The organism is Streptomyces sp. NPDC050508, from assembly GCF_040655155.1.
Classification (GTDB): Bacteria; Actinomycetota; Actinomycetes; order Streptomycetales; family Streptomycetaceae; genus Streptomyces.
Genome location: NZ_JBFAJJ010000020.1, coordinates 45,213 through 70,617, shown reverse-complemented (window position 1 = coordinate 70,617; position 25,405 = coordinate 45,213). Strand labels below are relative to the sequence as shown.

Genomic DNA, 25,405 nt, shown 5'->3' with positions numbered 1-25,405 from the left:
TGTCATCCAGAACTCAACGACATCCAGAACTCAACAGCCAGAACTCAACAGCCAGAACTACCAGTGAGTAGGAAATCCAAACTCACCATAGCTCTGTCAGTTGGAAAATCAAACCCTCCCCTAAAGTAGGTGTTATGGCAGCCCCCGAAGCCCCCAAAGACAAAGCCCCCAAAAACACAGCCCCGCGCCCCTGCTCCATCGCCGACGCCCTCGCACTCGTCGGCGAGAAGTACTCCCTCCTCGTCCTCAGGGAGGTGTGCCTCGGCAATCGCCGCTTCGACCAGCTGGTCCGCAATATCGGCGCCCCGCGCGATGTCCTGGCCGCCCGGCTGCGCCGCCTCGTCGACGCCGGGATCCTCACCCGGCGGACCTACAGCGAGCATCCGCAGCGCTTCGAGTACCGGCCCACGGAGGCGGGGCTCGAACTGGAGCCGGTCCTGATGACCCTCATGGCGTGGGGCGACCGCCATCTTCGCAAGGACTCACTCGACCGCCCCATGGTGATCGAGCACATCTGCGGCAACGAACTGGTCCCCGCCGTCACCTGCACCGCCTGCGGCGCCTCGGTGCATCATGAGGACCTGACGGCCCACCCGCAGACACCCGGCTGGACGGTGACAGGCCCGACGGCGGCCTGAAATGCGCCGGGCCTACGCCCCCTTGTAGACGTCGTAGACGTCCAACCGCCCGCACATCCCGAACTTCCCGTACGCGGACGGCTGTTCGGCCCGTACCGCGGCGTCGGCGAGGTGCGAGAAGTCACCCTTTTCGAGCCGGTCGAGCTGCGACCCCGTGGCCGCAGCGGCGGCCCGCGCCCCCCGCTCCCAGCGCTCGCGCCACTCCCCCAGCCGAGGTCGTACCAGCGCGGCGGCGGCCCGGTGGAAGGCGGCCAGCGCTTCCGGACCCTCGGCGGAGCGCAGCGCCCGGTAGCCCTCCAGGGCGAGATCGCGTCGGGCCCGGGCGACCCGTTCCTGTTCCGCCTCGGGTGCGTCGGCCGGGATCACCGTGGCGGCGGCGTACGTCTCCGGGTCGGTGAGGTACTGCGGGGGCAGCGTGAGCACCGCGTCCCCCGCCTCGGGCAGCCCGCTGTTCTGCATGAGGACGGTGATGCGCAGATCGCCCTCGTTGACGAGCCGGTGGATGGTGCCCGGCGTGAACCAGGCCACCGTTCCGGCCGCGAGCGGCGTCACCTCGTACCCGGAGGTCGTGAGCGTCTGGACCGCACCCCGCCCGCCGGTGACGACGTACCCCTCCGAACAGGTCAGGTGCATATGGGGAGTTCCGCCGCACAATCCGTCACCACTGCCGGCCTCGGCAGGCCAGTCGTAGACCGACAGATGCGAGACGGCGACCCCGCCCGGCAACCCGGAAAAACCACTTACCACGGCCGCGCCTCCAGGTACTTGGCGATCTCCTCCCGCTCCCACGCCCCGTCGGCCACGACGACCCGGTAGCGCCGGGTGAGTGTGTCGCCGGGGGCCAGCTCCAGCTCGTCGTAGAAGGCGAAGGACGGAGCGATCCCGGCGAAGGGCTCGTTGCGGACGAACCAGTGGGCGGGGTGGGTGCCTTGGGCGCCGGACTGGTCGTTCTCGGGGGCGTGGGCGAAGACGATGGTCGCGTGGCCGTCGGTGCCGTCGTGTTCGCCGGAGACGGCGAGCCAGGGGCCCTGGGAGCCCATCAGCTCGGGGCCCTCGCCGTCGGGGCCGATGATCCGGCCGTCGCGGAAGGCGCGCGGGCCGCGCCAGAAGAGGCCCGTGTAGCCGGCCGCCTCGCGTCCGTGAGTGGTCGGGCTGCCGAAGCGCAGGGGCTCGTCACGGCGGTTCGTCACGGCGCTCGTCCAGGTCAGCGCCCACGAACCCGACTCCGTGTCCACATCGTGCACCTCGATGCGGCGCTGCTCGTCGGCCCAGAGTTCACCGCTGTACGGGTGCCAGGTCAGCCGTTCGGCGATGACGAGCCGTTCTTCGCCCGAGTCGGTGTGGATGTCGATCTCGTCGAAGCCGACATGGGCCATCGACCCGACCCGTTCTGGGAGTTGGAGATACCCCTCGCCGTGAACGTATGTGTTGCCGCCCCACAGGTTCTGGCCCGACAGATGCGAGGCGGTGAACTGCAGGCCCTTGTGCCAGCGGTGGTCGTTGGGCCGGTAGTCCGTGACGACGTCACCGGCCAGCGTCCTGATCGGGTGGAGGTACGGCTTCGGCGCCTCCCAGGCCGCCTCGGGCCGGTAGACGTAGCTGAACAGCTCGACGCCGGTGGCCGGTTCGGTCACCGTGATGCGGTCGCCGTGGGCGTGGACGATACGCAGGCCGGTCATGCCGACACCTCCTCGCGCGCCACGGGCGCCCAGCCGGGGGCGCCGCCGTGCAGCGCCGTGTAATAGGGGTCACCGGGACCGATCTCGCCGGCCCGTACGGTCGTGTCCGTGAACGCCGACTTGTAGAGCGCGGTGATCAGCTCCAGGCTGGTGCGGCCGTCGGTGCCGCTGCTGCGCGGCCGTTCGCCGGCCCGCATGCTCACGACGAGTTCACGCAGCTGCTCCAGGTGCGAACTCGGCACGTCCGGCCCGAAGTCCTGCCAGGCGGCGGCATCGTCACCCGACACGTCCGGGGCGGGTGTGATGCGCCAGTTGTCGTTGCTGTGCCCGTACAGGTGGGTGAGTTCGACGGTGGCGCGCTCGCAGTCGATGCGGATACGGCTGACCTCGTCGGGGCTCAGCACGCTGTTCACGACGGTCGCCAGCGCGCCGTTCTCGAAACGCACCAGCGCGGTCGAGACGTCCTCGGTCTCCACGTCGTGGACCAGCCGCCCGGCCATGGCCTTCACCTCGCTCCACGGCCCGAGCAGATCGAGCAGCAGGTCCATCTGGTGGATGCCGTGTCCCATGGCGGGACCGCCGCCCTCGGTCTCCCAGCGACCGCGCCAGGGCACGGCGTAGTAGGCGGTGTCGCGGTACCAGGTGGTCTGGCAGTGCGCCACGAGCGGCCGGCCCATGGCCTGCTCGGCGAGCAGCCGGCGCACATGCCGGGAGCCCGAGCCGAAGCGGTGCTGGAAGACGATCGAGGCGTACGGTCCCCCGGCCGTCCCCTTTGCCGGGCCTTCCTCGTCCTCCACGGCGTCGAAGTCGGCCAGCGTCGGCACCGGCGGCTTCTCGCACCAGACCCAGGCGCCGGCCCGCAGCGCGGCGATGGTCTGCGCGCGGTGCAGGGTGGGCGGGGTGCAGATGGTGACGAGGTCGGGTCGCTGTTCCCGGAGCATCTGCTCCAGATCGGTGTAGGCGTGCGGGATCCCGGCCTCGGCGCAGAAGGACTCCACCGACTTGGCATCGATGTCAACGGCCGCGACGACCTCGGTCTCACCCTCCTCGGCGAGCCGGGCGAGCGCGGGAAAATGGGAGCCACGGCCGATGGCACCGGCGCCGACCACGGCGGCCCTGATGCGTCGGCCGGTGAGCGGCGGCAAGGGCTGGAACGCCCCGGGGTTGGTGACTGGTGTGGACATGGGCGTGATCAGCACTCCTCCGGAGACAGCGAGCGCGTCCAGCAAGCGCTTTCCTCCGCTGCAACGTATGCGCCGCCCCCGCAGCTGGTCAACACCGCGAACCCGGAGTCGTCGGACCACTCGTGAAACCTCTGCGTCGGGAGCGGCCGACCGCCGTGAAACCTCCGCGTGCGGAGTCGACCGACCGCCGTGAAACCCCTGTGTCGGGCCTGTCACACCGGGACGCTACGCTGCCCCGTATACACACTCGTTCACCGCGCGCGGCGTTTTGGTGTGTCCTTTGCCCCTCCACGATCAGCACTTGGACGCCGTAACTCCATGTCTTGGTTTGAATCCCTCATCCTCGGACTCGTCCAGGGGCTGACCGAGTTCCTCCCCGTCTCCTCCAGCGCGCATCTGCGGCTGACGGCGGCCTTCTCGGGGTGGAAGGATCCGGGCGCGGCCTTCACGGCGATCACACAGCTCGGCACGGAAGCGGCGGTGCTGATCTACTTCCGCAAGGATGTCGGGCGGATTCTCGCCGCATGGTTCCGGTCGCTCACGAACAAGGAGATGCGGCGCGACCACGACGCCCAGATGGGCTGGCTGGTGATCGTCGGCTCCATCCCGATCGGCGTGCTCGGCGTCACGCTCAAGGACCAGATCGAGGGGCCGTTCCGCGATCTGCGGATCACCGCGACGATGCTGATCGTCATGGGCGTCGTCATCGGCGTCGCCGACCGGCTCGCGGCCCGCGACGAGACCGGCGGCCGGCACCGTGCCCCCAAGCAGCTCAAGACACTGGTGGACCTGAACGCCAAGGACGGCCTGCTCTACGGCCTCTGCCAGGCGATGGCCCTCGTCCCCGGCGTCTCCCGCTCGGGCGCGACCATCAGCGGCGGCCTGTTCATGGGCTACACCCGTGAGGCGGCGGCCCGTTACTCCTTCCTCCTCGCCATGCCCGCCGTACTGGCCTCGGGCGCCTTCGAGTTGAAGGACGCGGCAGAGGAAGGACATGTCGCGTGGGGGCCGACGATGTTCGCCACGGTGATCGCGTTCATGGTGGGATATGCCGTAATCGCCTGGTTTATGAAGTTCATCTCCCACAAGAGCTTCATGCCGTTCGTCTACTACCGCATCGCCCTCGGCATCGTGATCATCGCGCTGGTGACGGCGGGCGCGCTGAGCCCGCACGCGGCGGAGTCGGCGGGCTGAGTCAACTCCTGGGCAGGGCAAGCGCCCACGGCTCGGGCTCGATCCCGACACCGTTGGCGACGTACGCGATGGTGCGGTACCACCCGGCCAGCACAAGGAGTTCGAGGGCCTCGGGCTCGTCGAGATGCTCCCGCAATCCGGCCCAGACAGGGTCGCTCAGGCGTGCGTCGGCGTGGAGTTCGTCGACGGCCCGGAGCAGCGCGGACTGCCGGGGCGACCAGGCCGGGTCGTCCGGAGTGCCGATCGCGGTCAAGGTGACTTGGCGTGGGGTGAGTTGGGCGGCTTCGGCATATGTCGCCACGTGGACGCCCCACTCGTAGGCGCAGCCGGAGCGGGCGCAGACGCGGGCGATCACGAGTTCGCGGTCGGCGGTGCCCAGGCGACCGTGGACGAGCAGCCCGGAGCCCAACGCCCGCATGCGGGAAGCGAGTTCCGGGTGTCGTTCGAGAACCTTGAAGAGCATCAGGGGTTCAAGGGTGACGCCGGGCGGCATCCAGCGGTGCAGGGCGCGATCGGTCTCGGGGGCGTAGGGCGGGGTGACACCTTCGATGCGCTGTTTCATGTCCACCGACTCTTGCGCTTCTGAAATCGAAGCGCAAGGGTGAGGTACGAAGATGAGGCGCGAGGTCACAAGAAGTCGGCGGAGGAGGGGTCTTGGAATCCACACCCGCGGGATCCGCACCCACGGAATCCGCGCCCACGGAATCCATGCCCGTTCCCGGACCCTCGGGTTCCACGCCCGTTCCCGGTCGCCCCGTGCGCGGATCGGACACCGGTCGGCCCGTCATGGCCGCGCTCGACCTGCTCGGCCGACGCTGGACTCTCCGCGTGATCTGGGAACTGCACCGGCACGGCGCTCCGATCGGCTTTCGTGACCTGCAACGGCGTTGCGACGCCATGTCCTCCAGTGTCCTGTCCGCCCGGCTGGCGGAGCTGCGCGAGGCGGACATCGCGGGGCAGGCGCCCGATGGGGCCTGGCAGTTGACCTCGCTCGGCACGGATCTGGTGACGGCGATGGGGCCGCTGCTGGAGTGGTCGCGGGTGTGGGCCGAGCGGCGGGGGTGAGCCAACTCATGGCACTGACACAGCAGTTCGCCCGCGTGACCTCGGAGTACCTCGATCGCTGCCGCGCTTTGGCCCTCACCTCGTCCGGCGCGTCCCCGGGCTGGGACCCGCCGGACGGCGACCTGCTCGACACGGGCTGGGCGCTGTGGGGCCTCCTCCGCTACTGCCGCTCGACCGGCGCCGACCCGGAGGTGATCGCCCTGCTCGACCGGGCCGTCTCGGGCGATCCCGACGGGAACGTGGGATTCCTGGACCACGACGAGGTGTACGACGGTTTCGGTGATCCGCCCCGGCTGCTCGCCCCCGCCGCGGTCGCGGACATCGCCACCGCACTGGACCGTGTCGAACTCGGCGACCTGCTCGCGGACATGCCGGTGTCCACCGAGGTCGCGGCCGTCCGCTGCGGATTCGGCGCCGGATTCGACGGCGACGTACGGGAACATCTGACCGAACACTTCGTCGCCGTGCGGGAGTTCTACCGAACCGCCGCACATCACACCCAGTGCGTCGTCACGTGGGTGGACTGAGCGTCCAACCCGCGCCGGGCGCCCGGTTCACCGCGCCCGTGACCAACCCCATACGGTCTGAGTAGCCGTCCGGTAGCGCAGTGTCAGTCCTTGCCCCTAGGCTGTTCGCATGTCCCCCGATTCCGTGGCCCCTGGTTCCGTGCGGTCTGCTTACGACGTGAACGAGCAGATCCGGGCGCTCTGGCTGCGTGCGGGCGGATCGCTCTCCACCCAAGAGCGCGAGGAATACGAGCTGTTGGTGGTCGAGTGGGCCGCGGCGATGCGTCACGAGGTCATCGAGGCCGCCTGAGTGGAGCATCTCAGCAGCGTGCCGCCGCGCCAGGGGCTCGTCATCTTCCTCAACGGCACGTCCAGTTCGGGCAAGTCGAGCATCGCGGCCGAGCTGCTGCCGATCCTGGACGAGCCGTACTTCCACCTGCCGGTCGACGCGTTCCACGCGATGCGCTCACCGGTCCCGATCGACCCCGGTCACCTCGACACGGTGCTGCACCGCACCTGGCGGGGCTACCACCGGGCCATCGCCGGGATGGCCTCCGCCGGTAACAACGTCGTCGTGGACCACATCCTCAGCGCCGAGTGGCGCCTGCGGGACTGCCTCTCGCTGTTCGTCCCCGAGGACGTGGTGCTCGTCGGCGTGCACTGCCCGCCGGAGGAACTGGAACGCCGTGAGCGCGACCGCGCCGACCGACCGCGCGGCCTCGCCGCCGCCCAGCTGAAGCAGGTGCACGCGCACGGCGTCTACGACATCGAGTGCGACACCGGCCGTTGGGACGCGGGCGAGTGTGCCCGACGTATCAGGGACTTCCTGCCCGGCAGGCCGAGGCCGACGGCGTTCGAGCGGCTGCGGGCCACGACGTAGGGCTCACCGGCCGCCGGACACCCGCAACACCGCTCCCGTCGTGTACGACGCGTCCGGCGACATCAGCCAGGCGATGGCGGCGGCGACCTCCTCGGCCTGCCCCGGGCGGCGCAGCGGGATCGACGCAGCCACGCGTCGGGCGCGGTCCGGGTCGCCCGTCCTCGCGTGGATCTCGGTGTCGATGATGCCGGGTGCGACCGCGTTGACGCGGATGCCGTCGGGGCCGAGTTCCTTGGCGAGGCCCAGCGTGAGGGCGTCCACGGCGGCCTTCGTCGCGGCGTAGTGGACGTAGTCCCCGGGGCTGCCGAGCGTGGCGGCGGACGACGACACGTTCACGATCACGCCGTTGCCCCGGGCCGTCATGACCTGCGCTGCACGGCGCGAACACAGCAGTGTGCCCAGCAGGTTGACCTCGACGACCCGGCGCAGGTCGGCGGGGTCGGTGTCGGCGAGCCGGCCGAACGGTCCGGTCACCCCGGCGTTGTTCACCAGCCCGGTGACCGGCCCGAGTTGCTTCTCCGCCGCCGTGAACAGCCCCTCGACGTCCGCCTCGACGGAGGTGTCCACACGCACGCACACCGCACGGGCCCCGACCTGCCGTATCCCGTCCGCCACTTGCTCGGCGGCCCGGGCGTCCTGCAGATACCCCACCACCACGTCGTGCCCGTCCTCCGCGAGCCGCAGACAGGTCGCGGCGCCGATGCCGCGACTGCCTCCGGTGACGACCGTGACGAGACGTTTCATGAGTACTCCCCTTCAGTTACTACTCCCCTTCACTTACTCCCCTTCAACGGCACGGCAGTTGAGGTCCCCGGCCGGCCCCGTCGGCTCGACTCCACCGTCGCCGTCCGTGCGCATGTCGAGTCGCCACCATGCCAGGGACGGGGCGTTGGCCGTGCCCTGGACGAGGGCGGGGATCTCGGAATCGGCGTCCAGGTCGGGCAGTTCGTCGGATCCGTAGCGTTCCCGATGCGCCTCGGCGAGCGTGCGGATCTTGATCAGGCCGATGGCGTCGTGCGCGCCGTAACGCCGGCCGGCTGCCCGATGGTGATCACACGGCCATCGTCCCACTTGCCCACGCCCCTGGGGCAGGGTCGCAGCACGGCTCGCGCAACGTCTCTCGGCCAGCAACCGATCCAGCTCCTTTCCGGCCTCTTCGGCACCGGCAGACAGGCATCCGGACTGAGATCCGGCCGTACTCAGCGCGCACACCTGTCCGAGCACCGCCGAATGTTCCCCACGTTGTCCCCACGTACCCCTTGGCGCGACACGCTGCGTGACCAACACTTGCCCGATGACGCAGCGTGTGGAACTGGCGATTGTGATGGACCGGCTGGCCGTGGACGAACTGATCACCGAGTACGCGGTGGCGGTGGACGACGGCGACTGGGAGGCGTACCGGAAACTCTTCGCACCGGGCGGGCGTGCCGACTACCGGTCCGCCGGAGGAATCGAGGGCGACGCGGAGGAGATCGCCGGGTGGCTCGCCGAGAGCATGCGGTTGTTCCCGATGCGGCAGCACCTGATCGTCAACCGGCGGATCCGCTTCGGAAGCCTGGACCAGAACAGCGACGACACCGCGCGCGTCCAGGCCGACTACGTCAATCCGATGCGCTTCGCCAAGGACGACGACGGCAGCGACGGCGACCTCTCCACCACACCCGACTTCGTGTGCGGCGGGCGGTACGCGTTCGGACTGCTGCGTACGCACGACGGCTGGCGGCTCCGCGAGGTCGTCGTGGAGGAGAAGTGGCGGCGTCTTCCCCAGCGGCACCCGGCAGCCGTGATCAACTGAGCCGACCGGACCGAGACGGCCGGGCGACGTCCTCTGTCCGAGATCGTCCCCGGCACGCACACTGGAGCCACCAGCGGGTAGGGAGGTGCCGTATGAAGACCTTCGGCGACTGGCTCGCCTCTCCTTGGCGGCGTTCCCTGCTCGCCGTGCTCGCGGGCGCCCTGCCCGTGTTCGCGTTTCCGGCGCCGTCCCTGTGGTGGTTCGCCTACGTCGCGCTCGTCCCCTGGATCCTGCTGACGCGCTCGGCGCCGACCGGGCGGCGGGCGGTCTACGACGGCTGGTTCGGGGGGCTCGGGTTCATGCTGGCCGTGCACAGCTGGCTGGTACCGAGCCTGAGTGTGTTCATCGTGGTCATCGCGGGGCTGCTGGGCGTGCTGTGGGCGCCGTGGGGCTGGCTGGTGCGCCGCTTCCTCGGCGGTGTGCCGTCGCCCGGGCGGGGTGCAGCCGCGCTCCTGGTACTGCCCTCGGGCTGGCTGATGGTCGAACTCGTGCGGTCCTGGCAGGGGTTGGGCGGTCCCTGGGGTCTGCTCGGCTCCACCCAGTGGCAGGTGGAACCGGCCCTGCGGCTCGCGTCCGTCGGCGGGGTGTGGCTGCTGAGCTTCCTGGTGGTGGCCGTGAACGTCGCGGTCGCCGTGCTGGTCGCGGTCCGCGAAGTGCGGGTGCCGGCCGTCGCCGGGCTCGTCGCCACCGCCGCCGTCACCTCGGCGGCCTGGGTGTGGTCGCCGCGCCCCGACGTCGACGGGCGGGTACGGATCGCCGTCGTCCAGCCCGGGATCATCGACGGCGACGAAAGCGGGGCCCGGCGCTTCGACCGCGAGGAGCAGCTGACCCGCCAACTGGTCGGTCAGCACGTCGACTTGATCGCCTGGGGCGAGAGCAGTGTCGGCTTCGACCTCGGGAAGCGGCCCGACCTCGCGCGTCGTATCGCCGCCCTCTCCAAGGAGACCGGGGCCGACATCCTGGTCAACGTGGACGCCCAGCGCTCCGACAAGCCCGGAATCTACAAGAGTTCGGTCCTGGTCGGCCCGAGCGGCCTCACCGGGGACCGCTACGACAAGATGCGGCTCGTGCCCTTCGGCGAGTACATCCCGTTCCGCTCGCTGCTCGGCTGGGCCACCTCCGTCGGCAAGGCGGCGGGCGTGGACCGCAGGCACGGCACCGAGCAGGTGGTGATGAACGTGGGGCACGGGCTGCGCATCGGCCCGCTGATCTGCTTCGAGACCGCGTTCCCCGACATGAGCCGCCATCTCGCCCAGGACGGCGCCGACGTGCTGCTCGCCCAGTCGTCGACCTCGTCGTTCCAGAGCAGCTGGGCCCCCGAGCAGCACGCCACCCTGGCTGCCCTGCGCGCCGCCGAGACCGGCCGCCCGATGGTCCACGCCACCCTGACCGGCGTCTCCGCCGTCTACGGCCCGAGCGGCCAGCGCATCGGCTCCTGGCTGGGCACGAACAAGAGCACGACCCAGGTCTACGACGTCCCACTCGCCCACGGCATCACGCCGTACGTCCGCTACGGCGCCTGGCCGGTGGGGGTGGCGCTGCTGGTGCTCGCGGTCATGTGCGCCGGTGAGGGCGCGGTGGCGTTCAGGCTGCGGCGGACCGGTCCGCGACCGCTCGTACCACCCGCTCGCACAGCTCATGAGTCGCCAGCGCGTCCCGGGCGCTGAGCACCTTGCCGGCGCGTACGGCTTCGAGGAACGCGAGCACGGCCTGCTCGATGCCACGCTGCCGGGCCACCGGCACCCAGTCCCCGCGGCGCCGTACGGTGGGCTGGCCCTTGTGGTCGACGACCTCGGCGAGGTTGAGGACCTGACGCTTCGTGTCCTGGCCGGAGACCTCCAGGATCTCCTCGACCGAGCCGCTCAGCCGGTTCATCACACCGAGTGCGGTGAAGCCGTCGCCGGAGAGCTGGAGCACGAGGTGGTGCAGCAGTCCGTCCTGGGTACGGGCGCGCACGGTCACGTCCTCGACCGGGCCCGGCACCAGGAACCGCAGGGTGTCCACGATGTGGATGAAGTCGTCCAGGATCATCGTGCGCGGCTCCTCGGGGAGCCCGATCCGGTTCTTCTGCATGAGGATCAGCTCGCGCGGGTGGTCGACGCACTGCGCGTACCCGGGGGCGTAGCGGCGGTTGAAGCCGACCGCGAGCGACACGTTCCGCTGCTCCGCGAGCCGCACCAGCCGCTCGGAGTCGGCGAGTTCGTACGCGAGCGGCTTGTCGACGTACGTCGGTACGCCCGCCTCAAGGAGCCGGGTCACGATCTCGGGGTGGACGGCCGTGGGCGCGTGCACGAACGCGGCGTCGAGGCTCTGCGCGAGGAGGGCGTCGAGGTCCGTGTGGCGCCGGTCCGCCGGGAGGTGCAGGCCGTCGGCGACCCGGGCGAGGGTGGCGGGGGTGCGGGTCTGCAGATGCAGCTCGACCCCGGGCAGCCCGCCGAGAACCGGCAGGTAGGCCTTCTGCGCGATGTCACCGAGCCCGATGCAGCCGACCTTCACGGAGTCTCCCTAGCGCTCGCCCAGCGGTACCTCCTGTACCTCCTCGGAAGCATACGGCGGGGGAATATCCGCTGGTGCGGGCGGACCGGTCACGCGAGGATGCGGGCATGACCATCGAACGCAGTGAACCCGCGACGACCGCCGACGAACGCACCATGCTGGACGGCTGGCTCAAGTACCACCGGGACACCCTGGCCTGGAAGTGCGAGGGGCTGACCGACGAGCAGCTGAGGACCGCTTCCGCGGAGCCGTCCACGCTGTCGCTCATGGGCCTGGTGCGGCACATGGCGGAGGTGGAGCGGGGCTGGTTCCGCAATGTCATGGCGGACGAGGGAATGGGCCCGATCTACTTCAGCGACGAGGACCCGGACGGCGACTTCCATCTCACCGAGGCGGACACCTGGGCGGAGGCGTACGCCACCTGGCAGGCCGAGATCGAGGCGGCGAACGAACACGCGGCCCGGTTCACCCTGGACGACCTCTCCCTCGGCAAGCACCGGCGCACCGGCGAGAGCTTCAACCTGCGCTGGATCTACACGCACATGATCGAGGAGTACGCGCGGCACAACGGCCATGCCGACCTGCTCCGTGAGCGGATCGACGGCAGCACCGGCGACTGACGTCACGTCACCCGGGGCGGGCGCGCGCCGTCCGTAAGGGGGCGGAGATCACCCGTGTGGGGCATCATCCGGCCGTCCGCTGTCCCCAACGGGGCCGGAACCAGCAGAGTTGCGAGGGTGCATCGAACGACGACCACCGCAACGCTCCTGGTCACCGTGGCTGTCTCGGCCCTCTCCGGCTGTATGACCGTCCAGCGGCCACCGGCCCCCGCTCCCCCGGCCGCACCGTCCCAAGCGTCGGTGCCGCGCCCTGACGGCAGCGCGGAACCACAGGTCGTACAGGCCCCGGCACGAGAGGCACTGGACCTCATCAACCCATCTCACAGCCCGAAACCGGCCACGCATCCGCCGCACCGCACACCGGTCCAGCCCCCGCAGGCGGCTCAGGCACCGGTCCCCCGCTCACACCCGCATCCCCATCCGCACCCGAAGCCGCGCCACCCCCGGCAGCCGGGCGCGGACATCCCCGACGTGGTCAAGTCGGTGCCCAGGAACACGCAGGACGTCTGCGCCCTGGGCAGGAAGTACGGCGGCTGGCAGTCGGACAGCCCCCAGTCGGTCATCTGCGGGCAGACGTACGGCCGTTGAGACCACCGGTGTCACGACCGGACCTCAGGGCCGCTGTCTCGGCGGCCCCCAGGTCCCGTCTCCCGCTGAGCCCCCTTCGGCGTCGAGCCGCAGCTCCAGTCGACTGATCGCGGCCCGCACGCCGTTGCCGTAGCCGTCGTCGGCGAGGACCGCGCAGGCGCCCCGGGCCCGGTGGAGGTGGGTGCGGGCGGCGTCGGCGCGGCCGAGTTTCACGTAGTCGGCGGCGAGGTTGAGGTGCAGGGAGGGGTAGAAGGCGCGCACCGCGATCGCCCCCTCCTCGCCGGTGTCGCCGGTGTCCCGCCCGTCCGTCAGCTCGTCCGCCGCCGACAACGCCCGGAGATCCCAGGCGAGTTCGTCGGTCGGGTCGTCCTGGGTGTCGGCCAGGTAGTGGGCCAGTGTGCAGCGGTGCAGCGGGTCGCCGTCCTCACCGAGCTCCGCCCACATGCCCAGCAGGCGCTCCCGGGCCTCCTCGCGGTCCCCGCCGTGGTGCAGCATGACGACCTGCCCGATCCGCGTCAGCAGAGCGTCCGGCGCCGCCTGCCCCTGTCGCTCCGCCACCGCGTCCTCCGCACTCGCCAGCCACCTTGGCTGTCCCTGCCGACGCTAACCGGCGGCACTGACAATCCCCGTCAGGCGGCACCGTCCCCCCGTCGCGGTGAGGTCAGCCCAGGTTCGGGATGCGCCAGTCGATCGGGGTGTGGCCCTGCTTCGCGACGGCCTCGTCGATCTGGGTGAACGGGTGGGAGCCGAAGAACTTCTTGGCCGACAGCGGGGAGGGGTGCGCGCCCTTGACCACCACGTGGCGCTCCTCGTCGATCAAAGGGAGCTTCTTCTGCGCGTAGTTCCCCCAGAGGACGAAGACCGCCGGGTCGGGGCGCTCGGCGACCGCGCGGATCACCGCGTCCGTGAACTTCTCCCAGCCCTTGCCCTTGTGCGAGTTCGCCTCACCGGAGCGGACCGTGAGCACCGCGTTGAGCAGCAGGACGCCCTGCTGGGCCCACGGCATCAGATAGCCGTTGTCCGGGACCGGGAGGTCCAGCTCCGCCTTCATCTCCTTGTAGATGTTCCGGAGGGAGGGCGGGGTCTTCACCCCGGGGCGGACCGAGAAGCACAGGCCGTGGCCCTGGCCCTCGCCGTGGTACGGGTCCTGACCGAGCACCAGCACCTTCACCTGGTCGTACGGCGTCGCCTCCAGCGCGGCGAAGACCTCCTCGCGCGGAGGGTAGACCGGACCCTTCGCCCGCTCCTCCTCGACGAACTCGGTCAGCTCCTTGAAGTAGGGCTGCTGAAGCTCGTCGCCCAGGACCCCGCGCCAGGACTCGGGGAGCATGGAGATGTCGGTCACGTCAACTTCCTTACCGTGTGCGGCAACTGCGGTGAGGGGCGACCGCGAGGTGCGGTCGCTTCCATGCCCAGAACCTACAGGCGGCCACTGACAACAGCCGCCGCGAGCGCCTCACCAGCTGGTCTTGCGGTACAGCTCCCACATCATCATGATCGTCGACGGGTCGAGGGCCCGCTCCCCGCCGGAGACGTCGTCGCTCGCGGCCACGTACTGCCGGCCCTGCCACAGCGGCAGCAGCCGCGCGTCGTCCACCAGGACCTGCTGGGCGTCCTCGAACTCCTTGACCACGTCGGCCCGGTTGCTCTCCCGGCGGGACTCGGGCAGCAGTACGTCGGTGATCCTGGTCGACAGGTAGGGCGTACCGAGCGCGTTCTGCTGCCCGACGAACGGCGCGATGAAGTTCTCGGCGTCGGGGAAGTCCGGGAACCAGCCGCGCCCGAACACCGGGTACTCGCCCTTCTGGTAGCCCGTCACGTACGTCTTCCATGGGCGGCTCCTGAGGGTGATCGTGAAGAGCCCGGAGTCGTCCAACTGCCGCTTGAGTTCCCTGAATTCGAGGGCGGTCTCGGAGCCGTAGCGGTCGGTCGTGTACCAGAGGGTGAGCGGGACGCGCCGGTTGATGCCCGCGTCGGTGAGGAGCTTGCGTGCCTTGGGGACGCTGGGGTCGCCGAAGTCGTCGAAGAAGGCGGTGGTGTGGCCGGTGAGGCCCTTCGGGACCATCGAGTAGAGCGGGTCGACGGTGTCGCGGTAGATCTTGTGGGTGATCGCCCCGCGGTCGACGAGCTGGGCGACGGCCTTGCGGACGGCGAGGTTCCCGGCCCACTTGTCCTTGGGGTTGAACACCAGGTAGTTGATGTCGGTTCCGGAGCCGTCGACCAGTTGCAGGCTCTTCGAGGGGCGGCCCTGGAGGGCGATGATGTCGTCGGCGGCGAGGCCGCGGTAGGTGACGTCGATCTTCCCGGCCCGCAGCGCCTTGACCATGGTGCCGGAGTCCTGGAAGTAGCGGATCGTCACCGCGCTGTTCTCACGCTTGGCGAAGCCCTTGTAGTGGTCGTTGCGGACGAGTCGGGCCTGCTTGCCGTCGTCGTACGACTTCAGTGTGTACGGCCCGGAGCCGAAGACCTTGCCGTCCTTGCGCAGGGAGTTCGCGGGGTAGTCGTCGGGGTCGACGATCGACATGGCCGGGGTGGCGAGCACGAACGGGAAGGTGGCGTCGGGCTTGTTGAGGTGGAAGACGACGTCATGGTCGCCCAGCACCTGCACCCGGTCGAGGCTGCCCAGCAGACCCGCGGGGCCGCCCGGCACGTTGATCTTCCGGATCCGGTCGATGGAGTGCTTGACGGCCTGGGCGTCGAGGGTGTCCCCGTCGGCGAACTTCATGTCCGCGCGGAGTTGGCAGCGGTACGCCGTGTTCGAACTGTCCGTGAATTCACAGCTCTTGGCGGCGTCCGGCTCGGGCGTGGTCGCGCCGGTCGGGTAGGCGAGCAGCGTCTGGTAGATGTTGCGGAACAGCTCCCAGGAACCGTCCCATGAGGCGGCCGGGTCGAGCGTGCTGGGGGCGCTGGTGGTCCCGACGACGATGGGTCCCCGGTCGTCGGAATTCCCGTCCGAGAACACCCCGCATCCGGCCACCAGAGATATGGATGTGATCGCCGCGGCTCTGCGCAGGCCTCGGTTCCGGATGAACACGCGCACGCTCCTCGATCCGCCGTACCAAGGGTCGGCAGACCATACCGCAGTGCCCCGGCCGATAAAGCTGGTTCGGACGGGGCTGTTGAGCAGCGCTTATATGACGACGTTGTCATCCGGCTGTGCGCGTTTTATGTCTCGACACGGGCGCCGATTCCGTCAAGGGAACAGCAAAGAAAACGGCGCCCGGGTCGTTCGGTCAGCCGACTCCGGCGTTCAGGAGGATGCCGCCGTCGACGACGAGGGTCTGGCCGGTGATCCAGTCGGACTGGTCCGACGTCAGGAACGCGGCGGCGCCGCCGATGTCGGACGGGACGCCGAGCCGGCCCATCGGGTACGCGGCGGCGGCCTCCGCCTCGCGGCCCTCGTACAGGGCGGCGGCGAACTTGGTCTTCACGACCGCCGGGGCGATCGAGTTGACCCGCACGCCGGGCGCGAACTCGTGCGCCAGCTGGAGCGTCAGGTTGATCATCGCGGCCTTGCTGACACCGTACGCGCCGATGAACGGCGAGGCGGAGACGCCGGCCAGGGAGGCGATGTTGACGATGGCGCCGCCGTTGTCCTTCTGCCAGGCGTGCCAGGTCTTCTGGGCGAAGCCGAGCGCCGAGATGACGTTGGTCTCGAAGACCTTGCGGGCGATGTTCAGGTCGAGGTCGGCGATCGGGCCGAACACCGGGTTCGTACCGGCGTTGTTGACCAGGAAGTCGACGCGGCCGAAGGCCTCCATCGTGCGCTCGACGACGACGGCCTGGTGGGCCTCGTCGTGCGCCTTGCCGGCGACGCCGATGACGCGCTCGGCGCCGAGGGTCTCGACGGCCTCCTTGAGGGCGTCCTCGCTGCGGCCGGTGATGCAGACCCGGTCGCCTCGGGCGAGCAGCGCCTCGGCGACGCCGTAGCCGATGCCGCGGCTGGCGCCGGTGATGACGGCGACCTTGCCGGAGAGTTCAGGCAGTTCAGTCATGGTTTCCCGCGTTCCCGTGTTCCTGTGTTCCCTAGTTGAGCGGTCCGCCGGCGACGTACAGCACCTGGCCGGAGACGAAGCCGGCCGCCTCGTTGGTGAAGAAGGCGACGGCGTTGGCGATGTCGTCGGGCTCGCCGACGCGCTGGACCGGGATCTGGGTGGCGGCGGCGGCCTTGAAGTCGTCGAAGCCCATGCCGACGCGGGCGGCGGTCGCCGCGGTCATGTCGGTGGCGATGAAGCCGGGGGCGACGGCGTTGGCCGTGATGCCGAACTTGCCCAGTTCGATGGCGAGGGTCTTGGTGAAGCCCTGGAGACCGGCCTTGGCGGCGGAGTAGTTGGCCTGGCCGCGGTTGCCGAGGGCGGAGGACGAGGAGAGGTTGACGATGCGGCCGAAGCCCGCGTCGACCATGTGCTTCTGGACGGCCTTGGTCATCAGGAACGAGCCGCGCAGGTGCACGCCCAGGACGGTGTCCCAGTCGGCGACGCTCATCTTGAAGAGGAGGTTGTCGCGGAGCACGCCCGCGTTGTTGACGAGGATCGTCGGCGCGCCGAGTTCCGCGACGATCCGCGTGATCGCGGCCTCGACCTGCGCCTCGTCGGAGACGTCGGCGCCGACCGCGAGGGCCTTGCCGCCGGCCGCGGTGATCTTCTCCACGGTGTCCTTGCAGGCGGCCTCGTCGAGGTCGATCACGGCGACCGCACGGCCCTCGGCCGCGAGGCGTACGGCGGTGGCGGCGCCGATGCCCCGCGCCCCGCCGGTGACAATCGCGACCCGCTGCTCAGTGGTGGACATTGCTGGTTCTCCTCGCCCTTGAGAATCTCTCGCCCTTGAAACGCGGCCCGCCGGTGAGCGACCGCTTAGTACCTTCGGCAGTCGTGACGCTAGAAGCCCTGGCACTCGGTGTCAACGTGCGCGCGGCCGGGTGTGATCCATTACCTCACCAGCAGGTCCAGCAGGCGCTCCGCCTCGGCCGCCGGATCGACGGTCAGCCCGGTGTGCACGGGCCCCGGCTGGACCACCGTGGACCGGGGCGCGATCAGCCACCGAAAGCGCCGCCCGGCATCGTCGGCCGCCGCCTGCCCGGCCGCCGCACCACCCGCGCACACACCTTCCACGGCACCCAGCGCGGCCCGGATCCCGGCCACATCGGCCGCCGGGTCGAGAGCGAGCAGCCTTGCCTCGTCCAGATGGGTGCGGGCGCCGACGTAGGACTGGGCACGGCAGTAGACGAGCACCCCGGCGTTGACGCACTCGCCGCGCTCGATGCGCGGTACGACCCGGAGGAGGGCGTACTCGAAGACGTCCCGGGTGTTCGCCTCGCTGGGGCGGATGATGTGGCGCTCGGTCACTGGAGTCCCTTGATGCGCTCGTGGAGGAAGGGCACGCGCGCGAGGAGCGGTGCCATATACGCCTCACGGAGGAGGTCCGGGGTGTCGAAGCCGGGTTCGCCGGTCAGCCAGGCGTCCGGGATCTCGGCGGTGACCTCGGAGAGGAGTTCCTCGGTGACCTGGGGGGCGAGTTCCGCGGCGGCCAGGGCGACGTCCGGGGTGAAGCGGGCGAGGGCGTGGTCGGCGGCGTCGTAGGGGCGGGCCGCGGAGGCCTCGGCGCCGGGCCAGTTGTGGTGCCAGATCATGGTGGCGCCGTGGTCGATGAGCCACAGGTCGCCCTGCCACATCAGCAGGTTGGGGTTGCGCCAGGAGCGGTCGACGTTGTTCACCAGCGCGTCGAACCAGACGATCCGGCCGGCCTCCTCGGGGCTCACCGTGAAGGCGAGCGGGTCGAAGCCGAGCGCGCCGGACAGGAAGTCCATGCCGAGGTTCGTGCCGCCGCTGGACTTGAGCAGTTCCTGGACCTGCTGGTCGGGTTCGCCGAGGCCCAGCACGGGGTCGAGGTCGAGGGTCACCAGGCGGGGCACCCTGAAACCCAGCCGACGGGCCAGTTCCCCCACCACGACCTCGGCGACGAGCGTCTTGCGGCCCTGTCCGGCCCCGCTGAACTTCATGACGTACGCCGCGAAGTCGTCGCCCTCGACGAGCCCCGGCAGCGAGCCGCCCTCGCGCAGGGGCGTGATGTAGCGGGTCGCGATGACTTCCTTGAGCATCGCCCCAGGTTACTGGTGCCCGTTACCGGTGCCTGTTCAGGGCTTGTGCCGGGCCGACAGCGAAACGACAGGGACGTTTTACGCACACCTGATCTCGATAAGGCCAAGCTCTCGACACCGTCTGAACGACGGTCGCCCGCACCTCGTACCCCTTTGCACACCCACAGATGCTTTCCATGGAAGGAACGTCAGCATGACCAGCGAATCGTTCGAACCCGTTACAGCGCCGTCCCGTCGCACCGCGTTGGCGGCGGTCGGCGCGGCGGGACTCGCCGTCGCGCTGACCGCGTGCTCGTCCAACGACGACTCGTCGTCGGACTCCTCGGGCTCCACCAACACCGCGGGTTCGTCCACCGCCCAAGGTGCCGCCGGCGGCACCGCACTGGCGAAGACCACCGACATCCCCGAGGGCGGCGGCAAGATCTTCGCCAGCCAGGGCGTGGTGGTCACCCAGCCGACGGCGGGCACCTACAAGGCGTTCTCGTCGAAGTGCACCCACCAGGGCTGTGCGGTGAGCAGCATCAGCAACGGCGTCATCGTCTGCCCGTGCCACAAGAGCGAGTTCTCCGTCACGGACGGCAGCGTGAAGAAGGGTCCCGCGACCCAGGCGCTGCCCGCCGAGCAGATCACCGTGACCGGGGACTCCATCACGCTGGCGTGACGGTCAGCCTCGGCGTGGTCGTTTGAGACAGCCCAGCACCTCGTCCGTGGTCGCGACCGTAGCGACCAATGCGAGGGTGTTGCGGATCATCGCGGGGGTGTACTCCGAGGGCACCCCCGCGATGGCGTCCTTGGGGACGACGACGGTGTAGCCGCGGTTGACGGCGTCGAACACCGCGTTGGGGATCGCCACGTTGGCCGAGACGCCGGTGACGATCAGAGTGCGGCAGCCCAAGTTGCGCAGCAGCGCGTCGACTTCGGTGCCCTGGATCGGCGACAGACCGTGCAGCCGTCGTACGACGAAGTCCTCCTCGGCGACCTCGATCGGGGGCGCCACACGCACCGCCGTGGTGCCCGACAGCTGCTGTACGGGCAGGCGTTCGGCGGCGCGGAACAGCCGGGCGTTGTGGTTCGCGGCCCGGCCGTCCGGGCGGCGCTCGGCGATCGCGTGGATGACCTGCACCCCGCTCTCGTGCGCGGCGGCGACCAGCCGGGCCACGTTCGCGAGGGCGCCCGACGAGCGTGCCTCGCGGGCGAGTTCGGGCAGCGCGCTCTCCGGGCCGACCACCCCCTGCTGGCACTCGACGGTGAGCAGCACGGTGCTCACCGTGTCGAGGATCTCACTGAGTTGTTCGTGCGACGGCATGGCTCTCCCTTGTCGTCGACGGCCGGGGCGGGTGACAGTAACGAGCATCGCGTGCGTACGGAAGACGGCCGACAGCCTTTCCGGCCACTCTCCTGACGTACCGTCAGAAGCGGCTGCCCGCCGCTCGTGCCGTAGCCGAAGGGGATCGCATGACCGCCACTCAGCGCCGGGGCCGGAAGATCATGATGACACCCGAGGAGCTGGACGAGTTCCTCGCCACCGAGCGCACCTGTCGCGTCGCGACCGCCTCCGCGGACGGGGCCCCGCATGTCAGCCCGCTCTGGTTCGCCTGGGACGGCACGTCGTTGTGGCTGTACTCGATCACGCGCAGCAAGCGCTGGGCGGACCTGCGCCGCGACCCGCGCGTCGCGGTGGTGGTCGACGGCGGGCACGCCTACGACGAGCTGCGGGGCGTCGAGCTGTCCGGAACCGTCGAGTTCGTGGGCGAGGCCCCGCGCACGGGCGAGCCGCATCCCGAACTCGTCGCCGTGGAGAAGCTGTTCGCGCAGAAGAACTTCGGCCTCGACGCGATGCCGTACGACGGCCGGCACGCGTGGGTACGCCTGACACCGGACACGCTCGCGTCCTGGGACTTCCGCAAGTTGGCTGCTCTGTAAGGCAGTTGTTCCGCTCCGCTCAGGCGACGGTCTCGGCCGCCGCCTGCAGCGCCTCGACCGCCGCGCGGATGGACGGGCGGCGGTCGGCGTCCGCGCGCCAGACGACGTACACATGTCGGCGCACCCGCTGCTTCAGCGGGACGGTGACGACTCCGGCGGGCATCGGCCGACGGCCCAGCAAGGGGGCGACGCACACGCCCAACCCGGCTGCTACCAGGCTCAGTTGGGTGTGCGTCTCGGCGGCGCGGTGGCCGATGATCGGCTCGATGCCCCGGGAGCGCAGCGTGAACATCAGCCACTCGTGACAGAACTCGCCCTCCGCCCAGGTGATCCACTCGTCCTCGGCGAACTCCCCGAGGTCCACCTCGTCGCGCCCGGCCAGCGGATGACCGGTCGACATCGCCACGTCGGCGGGGTCGTCCAGGATCGGCGCCTTCACCAGGCCGTCGGGCAGCGGCATCGGCTTGTTGTACCAGTCGAGGACGACCGCGAGGTCGAGATCGCCGCGCACGACGCCGGCGATGCCGCTCTCCGGCTCCAGTTCGGTGGAACGGACGCGCAGCGCGGGGTGCTGGGCACGCAGGGCGGCGAGCGCGGTGGGGAACAGGCCACGGGCGGCGGTCGGGAACGCGGAGAGCCGCAACTCGCCCACGACTTGCCCTCGTTGGGCCTCCAGGTCGGCCTGGGCCAGCTCGACCTGGGACAGGATGCGCCCCGCGTGCTCCGCGAGCAGCCGTCCGGCGTCCGTGAGCCGCACCCCCCGCCCGTTCTTCGCGAGGAGCTGCTGCCCCACCTCGCGCTCCAGCTTGGACATCTGCTGCGACACGGCCGAGGTCGTCACGTGCAAGCCCTCGGCCGCACCGCTGACCGAGCCGTGCCGGGCCAGGGCGTCGAGGGTGCGCAGGCGTTCCAGGTTCAACATGTAAGCGATACTACGACTTACCAGGCGTGAAATCTCGCTTGTGCTACGAGGTCAGCTGCAGCATCTTCGTACCCATGAGCACTGTCCCCGCCCGCCGGAACCTGATCCCGGGCGCCGCCACCGCGCCCCTCCCCCTCCCCCGCCCCGCCCTCGACTGGCGACTGCGTTTCGGGGCGCTGTCCCTCATCTGGGGCTTCAGCTTCCTGCTCATCAAGGTGGGCACGCAGAGCTACGCGCCCTTCCAAGTCACGTTCGGGCGGCTGTTGTTCGGGACGGGGGTGCTCGCGGCGGCGATGGTGGTGAAGCGGGAGCGGCTGCCGCGGGGTGCGCGTACGTGGGGGCATCTCGCGGTCGCCGCGTTCCTCCTCAACGCGCTGCCGTTCTCGCTCTTCGCGTACGCGGAGCTGACGATCCCGTCCACGCTCGCGGGCATCTGCAACGCGACCTCGCCGTTGTGGGGCATGGCGCTCTCCCTGGTCGCCCTCTCCGAGGACCGGCCGACCCGCGTCCGCGTCGCCGGTCTCGGCCTCGGCTTCCTGGGCGTCCTGACGGTCCTCGGCGCCTGGCAGGGCTTCAGCGGCCTGGACGCCACAGGCACGGCGATGGCCCTGCTGGCCTCGCTCAGCTATCCGATCGGCTGGATCTACGTCCGCCGGACACTGGCGGGCTCCAGCCACTCCAACCTGTCCCTGATGGGCGCCCAACTGCTCCTGGCCGCCCTCCAACTGGCCGTGGTCACCCCGCTGTTCACCTCCCTGCCGACCCACTTCCCGGTCCTGCCCCTGCTGGCCGTCGCCGCACTGGGCGCCCTGGGCACGGGCCTCGCCCTCCTCCTCCAGTACGGCCTGGTCGCCGAGGTCGGCCCCACGACCGCCCAGATGGTCACGTACTTCATCCCGGTCATCGCCACGGCGGCGGGCGTAGCCATCCTGGACGAGTCGCTGACGTGGTCGACTCCGGTCGGGGCGGCGATCGTGCTGGCGGGGGCGGCGCTCACGCAGGTGAGGGGGAAGGCGGGGCGGTAGCGAGGACTCTGCCGTCGACTCACGCCCCACCCATGACCTCGTACACGCCCCCTACGCGTAACCCCGAACCGGCGCGAGGCCGCAGGCCGACGCGATGGCCTCCGCCAGGGCGGCCGTCTCGTCGGGGGCCAGGGTCGAGACGGTGATCCGGATGCCGGGCGGTGCGCCCATGCGGAATCGGGCGCCGGGGGCCACGGCCCAGCCGGCGTGGAGCAGGCGGGAGACCGCGCCGGTCTCGTCCGGTACCGGGATCCACACGTTGAGGCCGCTGCGGCCGTACGCCGCGACCCCGCGTTCGGCGAGCGCGGCGATGAGCGCGTCCCGGCGACCGCCGTAGGCGCCGGCCACCGCCGGGGTGTCCACCGCGCCGTCGGCCCACAGTCGGGCCACGGCGCGCTGGGTGATCCGGCTGACCCAGCCCGGTCCCAGGCGCTGGCGGCCACGGACCCGGTCGAGGGTGACGGCGTCCCCGGTGAGCACGGCGAGCCGTAGATCGGGGCCGTAGGCCTTGGCGACCGAGCGGACGAAGGCCCAGTTGCGGGTGGTGCCGGACAGGGGATGCAGGGGCTGGTCGACGATGCCGTGGCCGTGGTCGTCCTCGATCAGCAGGGTCTCCGGGTGGCCGCGGAGCACGGAGCGCAGCGCACGCGCGCGCGTGGCGCTCACCACGGCTCCGGTGGGGTTCTGCGCCCGGTCGGTGACGATCAGGGCCCGCGCGCCGGAGTCCAGCGCGGCGCGCACGTCGTCGGGGAGCGGTCCGTCGTCGACGACGCGGACGGGGGTGACGCGCAGTCCGAGCGCCGGTACGAGGTCGAGGAGGCTGCCCCATCCGGGATCCTCGACGGCGACGGTGTCGCCGGGCTTCAGGTGGGCGGCGAGGACGCGCTCGATGGCGTCCAGGGAGCCGGAGGCGACGGCCACGGGGCCGGCCGGTACGCCGTCGGCGTCCAGTTCGGCCCGCGCGATGCGCGCCAGTTCCGGTTCGACCGGGTCGTCGCCGTACATGACCGGTTCGCGGTCGGACCGCTCGGCCGCCGAGGTGAACGCCCGCACGAGGGAGGGCAACTGGGCCGGATCCGGGTTGCCGTGGGACACGTCACGCACCCCCTGCGGCACGTCCACCCGGATGTGCTCGCGCCCGGTCGTGGCCGGCTTGGGCCGCACCCGGCTGCCCCGGCGCCCGGCGGTCTCGATGACACCGCGCTCCCGCAGGGTCCGGTACGCCGCGGCGACCGTATTGGGATTCACCCCCAGCTCGACCGCCAACTCCCGCATGGGAGGCAGCACTTGACCGGGCTCCAGCTCCCCGGAACCCACCGCGCGCTCGACGTCCGCCGCAATGTCTGCTGCGCGCCGACCTTCGATCCGATATCCTCCTAGCACAAAGCACATTATGCACTAGTGCAAAACGCATGGCAAGCCGGCCGTGCAGCACACCCCGAACAGCAACGAACAATGGAGAGCACAATGCAGGGGACCACCTCACAGCCGACGTCGCCGCCCACCGCCTACACGCCGACCGACCGGACCGTCCCCACCCGTTCCGCGGACCGGGCGTCGTACGACAAGGACCTGGTGCACGCGATACTCGACGCGGCCTACGTCTGCCACCTCGGCTTCGTCCGCGACGGCGCGCCGGTCGTGCTGCCGACGCTGTACGGCCGGGTCGGCGAGCGGCTGTACGTGCACGGTTCGACGGGTGCGCGCCCGCTGCGGATGACGGGGAAGGCCGACCCGGGGCTCCCGGTGTGCCTGACGGTCACGCATGTCGACGGTCTGGTGCTGGCCCGCTCCGCCTTCCACCACTCGATCAACTACCGCTCCGTGGTGGTGCACGGCATCGCCCACCAGGTGACGGATCCCGAGGAGAAGTGGACGGCGCTGGACGCGCTGGTCGACCACGTCGTGCCGGGCCGGTCGGCGGACTCGCGGCCCGCCAACAAGAAGGAACTCGCCGCCACCATGGTGATCCGCCTCGATCTCGACGAGGTCTCCGCCAAGCTCCGCACCGGCGGCGCGAACGACGACCCCGAGGACCTGGACCTCCCCCACTGGGCCGGTGTCGTTCCCCTCCAGCCCGCGTACGGAGCCCCGCTGCCGAACGACGACCTGGCCCCCGGCACCGAACTCCCCGGCTACCTGGCGGCGTTGTAATGCTCATCCACCCCTGGGACGCACCCCACGACGACACCGAGTGGCAACACTGGCTCGCCGCCCACGACTTCGGCCAACTCGCGGTCAACGGCCCTCCCGGCGAACCCCCGTTCGTACAACCCCTCCACTTCGCCTACGACCCCGAGCACGGCGAGGCGATCACCCACCTCGCCCGCCCCAACCCCCTGTGGCCGTCGCTGCAGGCGAATCCCCAGGTGGTGCTGAGCGTCGTCGACGACTACGTGTACGTCCCCGGCCCCTGGCAGGCGGAACCGGACGGCCCGGCCGAACACGGTGTGCCGACGAGCTTCTACGCGGCGGTCCAACTCCGGTGCACCGCCCACCTGGTGGACGACCCGACCGAGAAGGCGGCCCTGCTCAACCGCCAGGTCGGCCACTTCCAGCCCGAGGGCGGCTCCTCGTCGGTCACGGCGGGCGAGGCGCCGTACGGACGACTGTTGTCCGGCATCCGTGTGCTGCGGCTCGAAGTGACCGGCGTGCGGGCGAAGTTCAAGTACGCGGGCAAGCGGTCGACGGAGGTCCAGGACCGTATCGCGGCGGGGCTCGCCGGGCGGGGCGGCCCGCGGGACGGAGTGGCGCGCGAGCATCTGCTGCGGCGGCGGGACGCCTGAGGGGCGA

Annotated in this window: 32 protein-coding genes; 15 read left to right on the top strand and 17 right to left on the bottom strand. The window is 70.5% G+C overall.

The genetic code is table 11. The features are described from left to right. Nucleotides 1-134: 134 nt before the first annotated feature. Nucleotides 135-638, top strand: coding sequence for a helix-turn-helix domain-containing protein (locus AB0I69_RS40185; RefSeq protein WP_363100724.1), 504 nt, complete (start codon nt 135-137; stop codon nt 636-638). 12 nt (nt 639-650) lie between these two features. On the opposite strand, the gene AB0I69_RS40180 is transcribed toward AB0I69_RS40185, so the two are convergent. The 3 genes from AB0I69_RS40180 to AB0I69_RS40170 are packed head-to-tail and all read right to left on the bottom strand — an operon-like array spanning nt 651 to nt 3,501. After that, on the bottom strand, nt 651-1,385 hold the full coding sequence (locus AB0I69_RS40180; RefSeq protein ID WP_363100723.1) for a cupin: 735 nt from the start codon (nt 1,383-1,385) through the stop codon (nt 651-653). Next, nucleotides 1,379-2,317, bottom strand: a complete 939-nt coding sequence (locus AB0I69_RS40175) for a PmoA family protein (protein WP_363100722.1) — start codon at nt 2,315-2,317, stop codon at nt 1,379-1,381. Before AB0I69_RS40175 ends, AB0I69_RS40180 begins: the two co-directional genes overlap by 7 nt. Beyond that, complete coding sequence (locus AB0I69_RS40170; protein WP_363100721.1) at nt 2,314-3,501, bottom strand: Gfo/Idh/MocA family oxidoreductase; 1,188 nt, start codon at nt 3,499-3,501, stop codon at nt 2,314-2,316. The genes AB0I69_RS40175 and AB0I69_RS40170 overlap by 4 nt, the downstream gene beginning before the upstream one ends. A 318-nt stretch (nt 3,502-3,819) precedes the next feature. Here AB0I69_RS40170 and AB0I69_RS40165 point away from each other — a divergent pair, with 318 nt between their 5' ends. Continuing rightward, nucleotides 3,820-4,695: an undecaprenyl-diphosphate phosphatase gene (locus AB0I69_RS40165; RefSeq protein WP_363100720.1), complete on the top strand. Its 876-nt coding sequence runs from the start codon at nt 3,820-3,822 to the stop codon at nt 4,693-4,695. A 1-nt stretch (nt 4,696) separates the two neighbouring features. Here the strand turns inward: AB0I69_RS40165 and AB0I69_RS40160 are convergent, their stop codons facing one another. Next, nucleotides 4,697-5,257: a carboxymuconolactone decarboxylase family protein gene (locus AB0I69_RS40160; protein WP_363100719.1), complete on the bottom strand. Its 561-nt coding sequence runs from the start codon at nt 5,255-5,257 to the stop codon at nt 4,697-4,699. 224 nt (nt 5,258-5,481) lie between these two features. Here AB0I69_RS40160 and AB0I69_RS40155 point away from each other — a divergent pair, with 224 nt between their 5' ends. The 4 genes from AB0I69_RS40155 (at nt 5,482) to AB0I69_RS40140 (ending at nt 7,146) form a co-directional block, all read left to right on the top strand. Next, on the top strand, nt 5,482-5,760 hold the full coding sequence (locus AB0I69_RS40155) for a winged helix-turn-helix transcriptional regulator (protein ID WP_363100784.1): 279 nt from the start codon (nt 5,482-5,484) through the stop codon (nt 5,758-5,760). An 8-nt stretch (nt 5,761-5,768) separates the two neighbouring features. Continuing rightward, the gene (locus AB0I69_RS40150) at nt 5,769-6,287 is read left to right on the top strand and encodes a DUF1877 family protein (RefSeq protein ID WP_363100718.1); all 519 of its coding nucleotides are present in this window, start codon (nt 5,769-5,771) and stop codon (nt 6,285-6,287) included. 109 nt (nt 6,288-6,396) lie between these two features. Further along, a complete protein-coding gene (locus AB0I69_RS40145) occupies nt 6,397-6,576 on the top strand; it encodes a hypothetical protein (protein WP_363100717.1) in 180 nt (59 codons plus the stop codon). Next, nucleotides 6,577-7,146, top strand: a complete 570-nt coding sequence (locus AB0I69_RS40140; RefSeq protein WP_363100716.1) for an AAA family ATPase — start codon at nt 6,577-6,579, stop codon at nt 7,144-7,146. A 3-nt stretch (nt 7,147-7,149) separates the two neighbouring features. On the opposite strand, the gene AB0I69_RS40135 is transcribed toward AB0I69_RS40140, so the two are convergent. Both AB0I69_RS40135 and AB0I69_RS40130 read right to left on the bottom strand, forming a co-directional pair. Continuing rightward, nucleotides 7,150-7,890 (bottom strand): glucose 1-dehydrogenase, encoded by a 741-nt coding sequence (locus AB0I69_RS40135; protein WP_363100715.1) that lies wholly within the window; start codon nt 7,888-7,890, stop codon nt 7,150-7,152. A gap of 33 nt (nt 7,891-7,923) precedes the next feature. Continuing rightward, on the bottom strand, nt 7,924-8,217 hold the full coding sequence (locus tag AB0I69_RS40130; protein WP_363100714.1) for a hypothetical protein: 294 nt from the start codon (nt 8,215-8,217) through the stop codon (nt 7,924-7,926). A 223-nt stretch (nt 8,218-8,440) separates the two neighbouring features. Between AB0I69_RS40130 and AB0I69_RS40125 the strand changes: the two genes are divergently transcribed. Further along, a complete protein-coding gene (locus AB0I69_RS40125; protein ID WP_363100713.1) occupies nt 8,441-8,941 on the top strand; it encodes a nuclear transport factor 2 family protein in 501 nt (166 codons plus the stop codon). A 92-nt stretch (nt 8,942-9,033) separates the two neighbouring features. Then, nucleotides 9,034-10,608: an apolipoprotein N-acyltransferase gene (lnt, locus tag AB0I69_RS40120; protein WP_363100712.1), complete on the top strand. Its 1,575-nt coding sequence runs from the start codon at nt 9,034-9,036 to the stop codon at nt 10,606-10,608. Here the strand turns inward: lnt and AB0I69_RS40115 are convergent. Then, nucleotides 10,526-11,437, bottom strand: a complete 912-nt coding sequence (locus tag AB0I69_RS40115) for a Gfo/Idh/MocA family oxidoreductase (RefSeq protein WP_363100711.1) — start codon at nt 11,435-11,437, stop codon at nt 10,526-10,528. The two genes, lnt and AB0I69_RS40115, sit on opposite strands and share 83 nt — an antisense overlap. Nucleotides 11,438-11,544: 107 nt before the next feature. Here AB0I69_RS40115 and AB0I69_RS40110 point away from each other — a divergent pair, with 107 nt between their 5' ends. Further along, nucleotides 11,545-12,057: a DinB family protein gene (locus tag AB0I69_RS40110; protein WP_363100710.1), complete on the top strand. Its 513-nt coding sequence runs from the start codon at nt 11,545-11,547 to the stop codon at nt 12,055-12,057. Nucleotides 12,058-12,174: 117 nt separating this feature from the next. Continuing rightward, nucleotides 12,175-12,645: a hypothetical protein gene (locus AB0I69_RS40105; protein WP_363100709.1), complete on the top strand. Its 471-nt coding sequence runs from the start codon at nt 12,175-12,177 to the stop codon at nt 12,643-12,645. Between the two features lie 24 nt (nt 12,646-12,669). Here the strand turns inward: AB0I69_RS40105 and AB0I69_RS40100 are convergent, their stop codons facing one another. From AB0I69_RS40100 to AB0I69_RS40070, 7 genes are all read right to left on the bottom strand, one after another. Beyond that, nucleotides 12,670-13,203 (bottom strand): hypothetical protein, encoded by a 534-nt coding sequence (locus AB0I69_RS40100; protein WP_363100708.1) that lies wholly within the window; start codon nt 13,201-13,203, stop codon nt 12,670-12,672. A 103-nt stretch (nt 13,204-13,306) separates the two neighbouring features. Next, nucleotides 13,307-13,990: a uracil-DNA glycosylase gene (gene ung / locus AB0I69_RS40095; protein ID WP_363100707.1), complete on the bottom strand. Its 684-nt coding sequence runs from the start codon at nt 13,988-13,990 to the stop codon at nt 13,307-13,309. A gap of 111 nt (nt 13,991-14,101) precedes the next feature. Beyond that, the gene (locus tag AB0I69_RS40090; protein WP_363100706.1) at nt 14,102-15,679 is read right to left on the bottom strand and encodes an ABC transporter substrate-binding protein; all 1,578 of its coding nucleotides are present in this window, start codon (nt 15,677-15,679) and stop codon (nt 14,102-14,104) included. A 199-nt stretch (nt 15,680-15,878) separates the two neighbouring features. Further along, nucleotides 15,879-16,640 carry an SDR family oxidoreductase gene (locus AB0I69_RS40085; protein ID WP_363100705.1) on the bottom strand — a complete coding sequence of 254 codons (762 nt, stop codon included), beginning with the start codon at nt 16,638-16,640 and terminating at the stop codon, nt 15,879-15,881. Between the two features lie 31 nt (nt 16,641-16,671). Then, nucleotides 16,672-17,433 carry a 3-oxoacyl-ACP reductase FabG gene (fabG, locus tag AB0I69_RS40080; RefSeq protein ID WP_019059411.1) on the bottom strand — a complete coding sequence of 254 codons (762 nt, stop codon included), beginning with the start codon at nt 17,431-17,433 and terminating at the stop codon, nt 16,672-16,674. A gap of 140 nt (nt 17,434-17,573) precedes the next feature. Next, complete coding sequence (locus AB0I69_RS40075) at nt 17,574-17,990, bottom strand: DUF3037 domain-containing protein (protein ID WP_363100704.1); 417 nt, start codon at nt 17,988-17,990, stop codon at nt 17,574-17,576. Next, nucleotides 17,987-18,742 (bottom strand): HipA family kinase, encoded by a 756-nt coding sequence (locus tag AB0I69_RS40070; RefSeq protein ID WP_363100703.1) that lies wholly within the window; start codon nt 18,740-18,742, stop codon nt 17,987-17,989. Before AB0I69_RS40070 ends, AB0I69_RS40075 begins: the two co-directional genes overlap by 4 nt. Nucleotides 18,743-18,935: 193 nt before the next feature. Between AB0I69_RS40070 and AB0I69_RS40065 the strand changes: the two genes are divergently transcribed. Further along, entirely contained in the window at nt 18,936-19,403 is a 468-nt protein-coding gene (locus AB0I69_RS40065; RefSeq protein ID WP_363100702.1) for a Rieske (2Fe-2S) protein, read from the top strand. Between the two features lie 3 nt (nt 19,404-19,406). Here AB0I69_RS40065 and AB0I69_RS40060 read toward each other — a convergent pair whose 3' ends face one another. Further along, nucleotides 19,407-20,048, bottom strand: a complete 642-nt coding sequence (locus AB0I69_RS40060) for a cysteine hydrolase (RefSeq protein ID WP_363100701.1) — start codon at nt 20,046-20,048, stop codon at nt 19,407-19,409. 149 nt (nt 20,049-20,197) lie between these two features. On the opposite strand from AB0I69_RS40060, the gene AB0I69_RS40055 reads away from it, so the two are divergent. After that, nucleotides 20,198-20,665: a pyridoxamine 5'-phosphate oxidase family protein gene (locus tag AB0I69_RS40055; RefSeq protein ID WP_363100700.1), complete on the top strand. Its 468-nt coding sequence runs from the start codon at nt 20,198-20,200 to the stop codon at nt 20,663-20,665. A gap of 19 nt (nt 20,666-20,684) precedes the next feature. Here AB0I69_RS40055 and AB0I69_RS40050 read toward each other — a convergent pair whose 3' ends face one another. Beyond that, entirely contained in the window at nt 20,685-21,587 is a 903-nt protein-coding gene (locus AB0I69_RS40050) for a LysR family transcriptional regulator (RefSeq protein WP_363100699.1), read from the bottom strand. Between the two features lie 74 nt (nt 21,588-21,661). On the opposite strand from AB0I69_RS40050, the gene AB0I69_RS40045 reads away from it, so the two are divergent. Further along, complete coding sequence (locus tag AB0I69_RS40045; protein WP_363100698.1) at nt 21,662-22,612, top strand: DMT family transporter; 951 nt, start codon at nt 21,662-21,664, stop codon at nt 22,610-22,612. A 51-nt stretch (nt 22,613-22,663) separates the two neighbouring features. On the opposite strand, the gene AB0I69_RS40040 is transcribed toward AB0I69_RS40045, so the two are convergent. Continuing rightward, nucleotides 22,664-23,995 (bottom strand): aminotransferase class I/II-fold pyridoxal phosphate-dependent enzyme, encoded by a 1,332-nt coding sequence (locus AB0I69_RS40040; RefSeq protein WP_363100697.1) that lies wholly within the window; start codon nt 23,993-23,995, stop codon nt 22,664-22,666. An 84-nt stretch (nt 23,996-24,079) separates the two neighbouring features. On the opposite strand from AB0I69_RS40040, the gene AB0I69_RS40035 reads away from it, so the two are divergent. Both AB0I69_RS40035 and AB0I69_RS40030 read left to right on the top strand, forming a co-directional pair. Next, complete coding sequence (locus tag AB0I69_RS40035; protein WP_363100696.1) at nt 24,080-24,766, top strand: pyridoxamine 5'-phosphate oxidase family protein; 687 nt, start codon at nt 24,080-24,082, stop codon at nt 24,764-24,766. After that, nucleotides 24,766-25,398, top strand: a complete 633-nt coding sequence (locus AB0I69_RS40030; protein WP_363100695.1) for an FMN-binding negative transcriptional regulator — start codon at nt 24,766-24,768, stop codon at nt 25,396-25,398. Before AB0I69_RS40035 ends, AB0I69_RS40030 begins: the two co-directional genes overlap by 1 nt. The last annotated feature ends 7 nt before the right edge of the window (nt 25,399-25,405 follow it).

Excerpts from the sequence above, each read along its gene's own strand:
- AB0I69_RS40050 (WP_363100699.1), bottom strand. The coding sequence starts at position 21,587 with ATGTTGAACCTGGAACGCCTGCGCACCCTCGACGCCCTGGCCCGGCAC.
- AB0I69_RS40160 (WP_363100719.1), bottom strand. The coding sequence starts at position 5,257 with ATGAAACAGCGCATCGAAGGTGTCACCCCGCCCTACGCCCCCGAGACC.
- lnt (WP_363100712.1), top strand. The coding sequence starts at position 9,034 with ATGAAGACCTTCGGCGACTGGCTCGCCTCTCCTTGGCGGCGTTCCCTG.
- AB0I69_RS40175 (WP_363100722.1), bottom strand. The coding sequence starts at position 2,317 with ATGACCGGCCTGCGTATCGTCCACGCCCACGGCGACCGCATCACGGTG.
- AB0I69_RS40165 (WP_363100720.1), top strand. The coding sequence starts at position 3,820 with ATGTCTTGGTTTGAATCCCTCATCCTCGGACTCGTCCAGGGGCTGACC.
- AB0I69_RS40185 (WP_363100724.1), top strand. The coding sequence starts at position 135 with ATGGCAGCCCCCGAAGCCCCCAAAGACAAAGCCCCCAAAAACACAGCC.
- AB0I69_RS40155 (WP_363100784.1), top strand. The coding sequence starts at position 5,482 with ATGGCCGCGCTCGACCTGCTCGGCCGACGCTGGACTCTCCGCGTGATC.
- AB0I69_RS40145 (WP_363100717.1), top strand. The coding sequence starts at position 6,397 with ATGTCCCCCGATTCCGTGGCCCCTGGTTCCGTGCGGTCTGCTTACGAC.
- AB0I69_RS40135 (WP_363100715.1), bottom strand. The coding sequence starts at position 7,890 with ATGAAACGTCTCGTCACGGTCGTCACCGGAGGCAGTCGCGGCATCGGC.
- AB0I69_RS40125 (WP_363100713.1), top strand. The coding sequence starts at position 8,441 with ATGACGCAGCGTGTGGAACTGGCGATTGTGATGGACCGGCTGGCCGTG.
- fabG (WP_019059411.1), bottom strand. The coding sequence starts at position 17,433 with ATGTCCACCACTGAGCAGCGGGTCGCGATTGTCACCGGCGGGGCGCGG.
- AB0I69_RS40150 (WP_363100718.1), top strand. The coding sequence starts at position 5,769 with ATGGCACTGACACAGCAGTTCGCCCGCGTGACCTCGGAGTACCTCGAT.
- AB0I69_RS40055 (WP_363100700.1), top strand. The coding sequence starts at position 20,198 with ATGACCGCCACTCAGCGCCGGGGCCGGAAGATCATGATGACACCCGAG.
- AB0I69_RS40170 (WP_363100721.1), bottom strand. The coding sequence starts at position 3,501 with ATGTCCACACCAGTCACCAACCCCGGGGCGTTCCAGCCCTTGCCGCCG.
- AB0I69_RS40035 (WP_363100696.1), top strand. The coding sequence starts at position 24,080 with ATGCAGGGGACCACCTCACAGCCGACGTCGCCGCCCACCGCCTACACG.
- AB0I69_RS40085 (WP_363100705.1), bottom strand. The coding sequence starts at position 16,640 with ATGACTGAACTGCCTGAACTCTCCGGCAAGGTCGCCGTCATCACCGGC.
- AB0I69_RS40060 (WP_363100701.1), bottom strand. The coding sequence starts at position 20,048 with ATGCCGTCGCACGAACAACTCAGTGAGATCCTCGACACGGTGAGCACC.
- AB0I69_RS40030 (WP_363100695.1), top strand. The coding sequence starts at position 24,766 with ATGCTCATCCACCCCTGGGACGCACCCCACGACGACACCGAGTGGCAA.
- AB0I69_RS40070 (WP_363100703.1), bottom strand. The coding sequence starts at position 18,742 with ATGCTCAAGGAAGTCATCGCGACCCGCTACATCACGCCCCTGCGCGAG.
- AB0I69_RS40110 (WP_363100710.1), top strand. The coding sequence starts at position 11,545 with ATGACCATCGAACGCAGTGAACCCGCGACGACCGCCGACGAACGCACC.
- AB0I69_RS40065 (WP_363100702.1), top strand. The coding sequence starts at position 18,936 with ATGACCAGCGAATCGTTCGAACCCGTTACAGCGCCGTCCCGTCGCACC.
- AB0I69_RS40045 (WP_363100698.1), top strand. The coding sequence starts at position 21,662 with ATGAGCACTGTCCCCGCCCGCCGGAACCTGATCCCGGGCGCCGCCACC.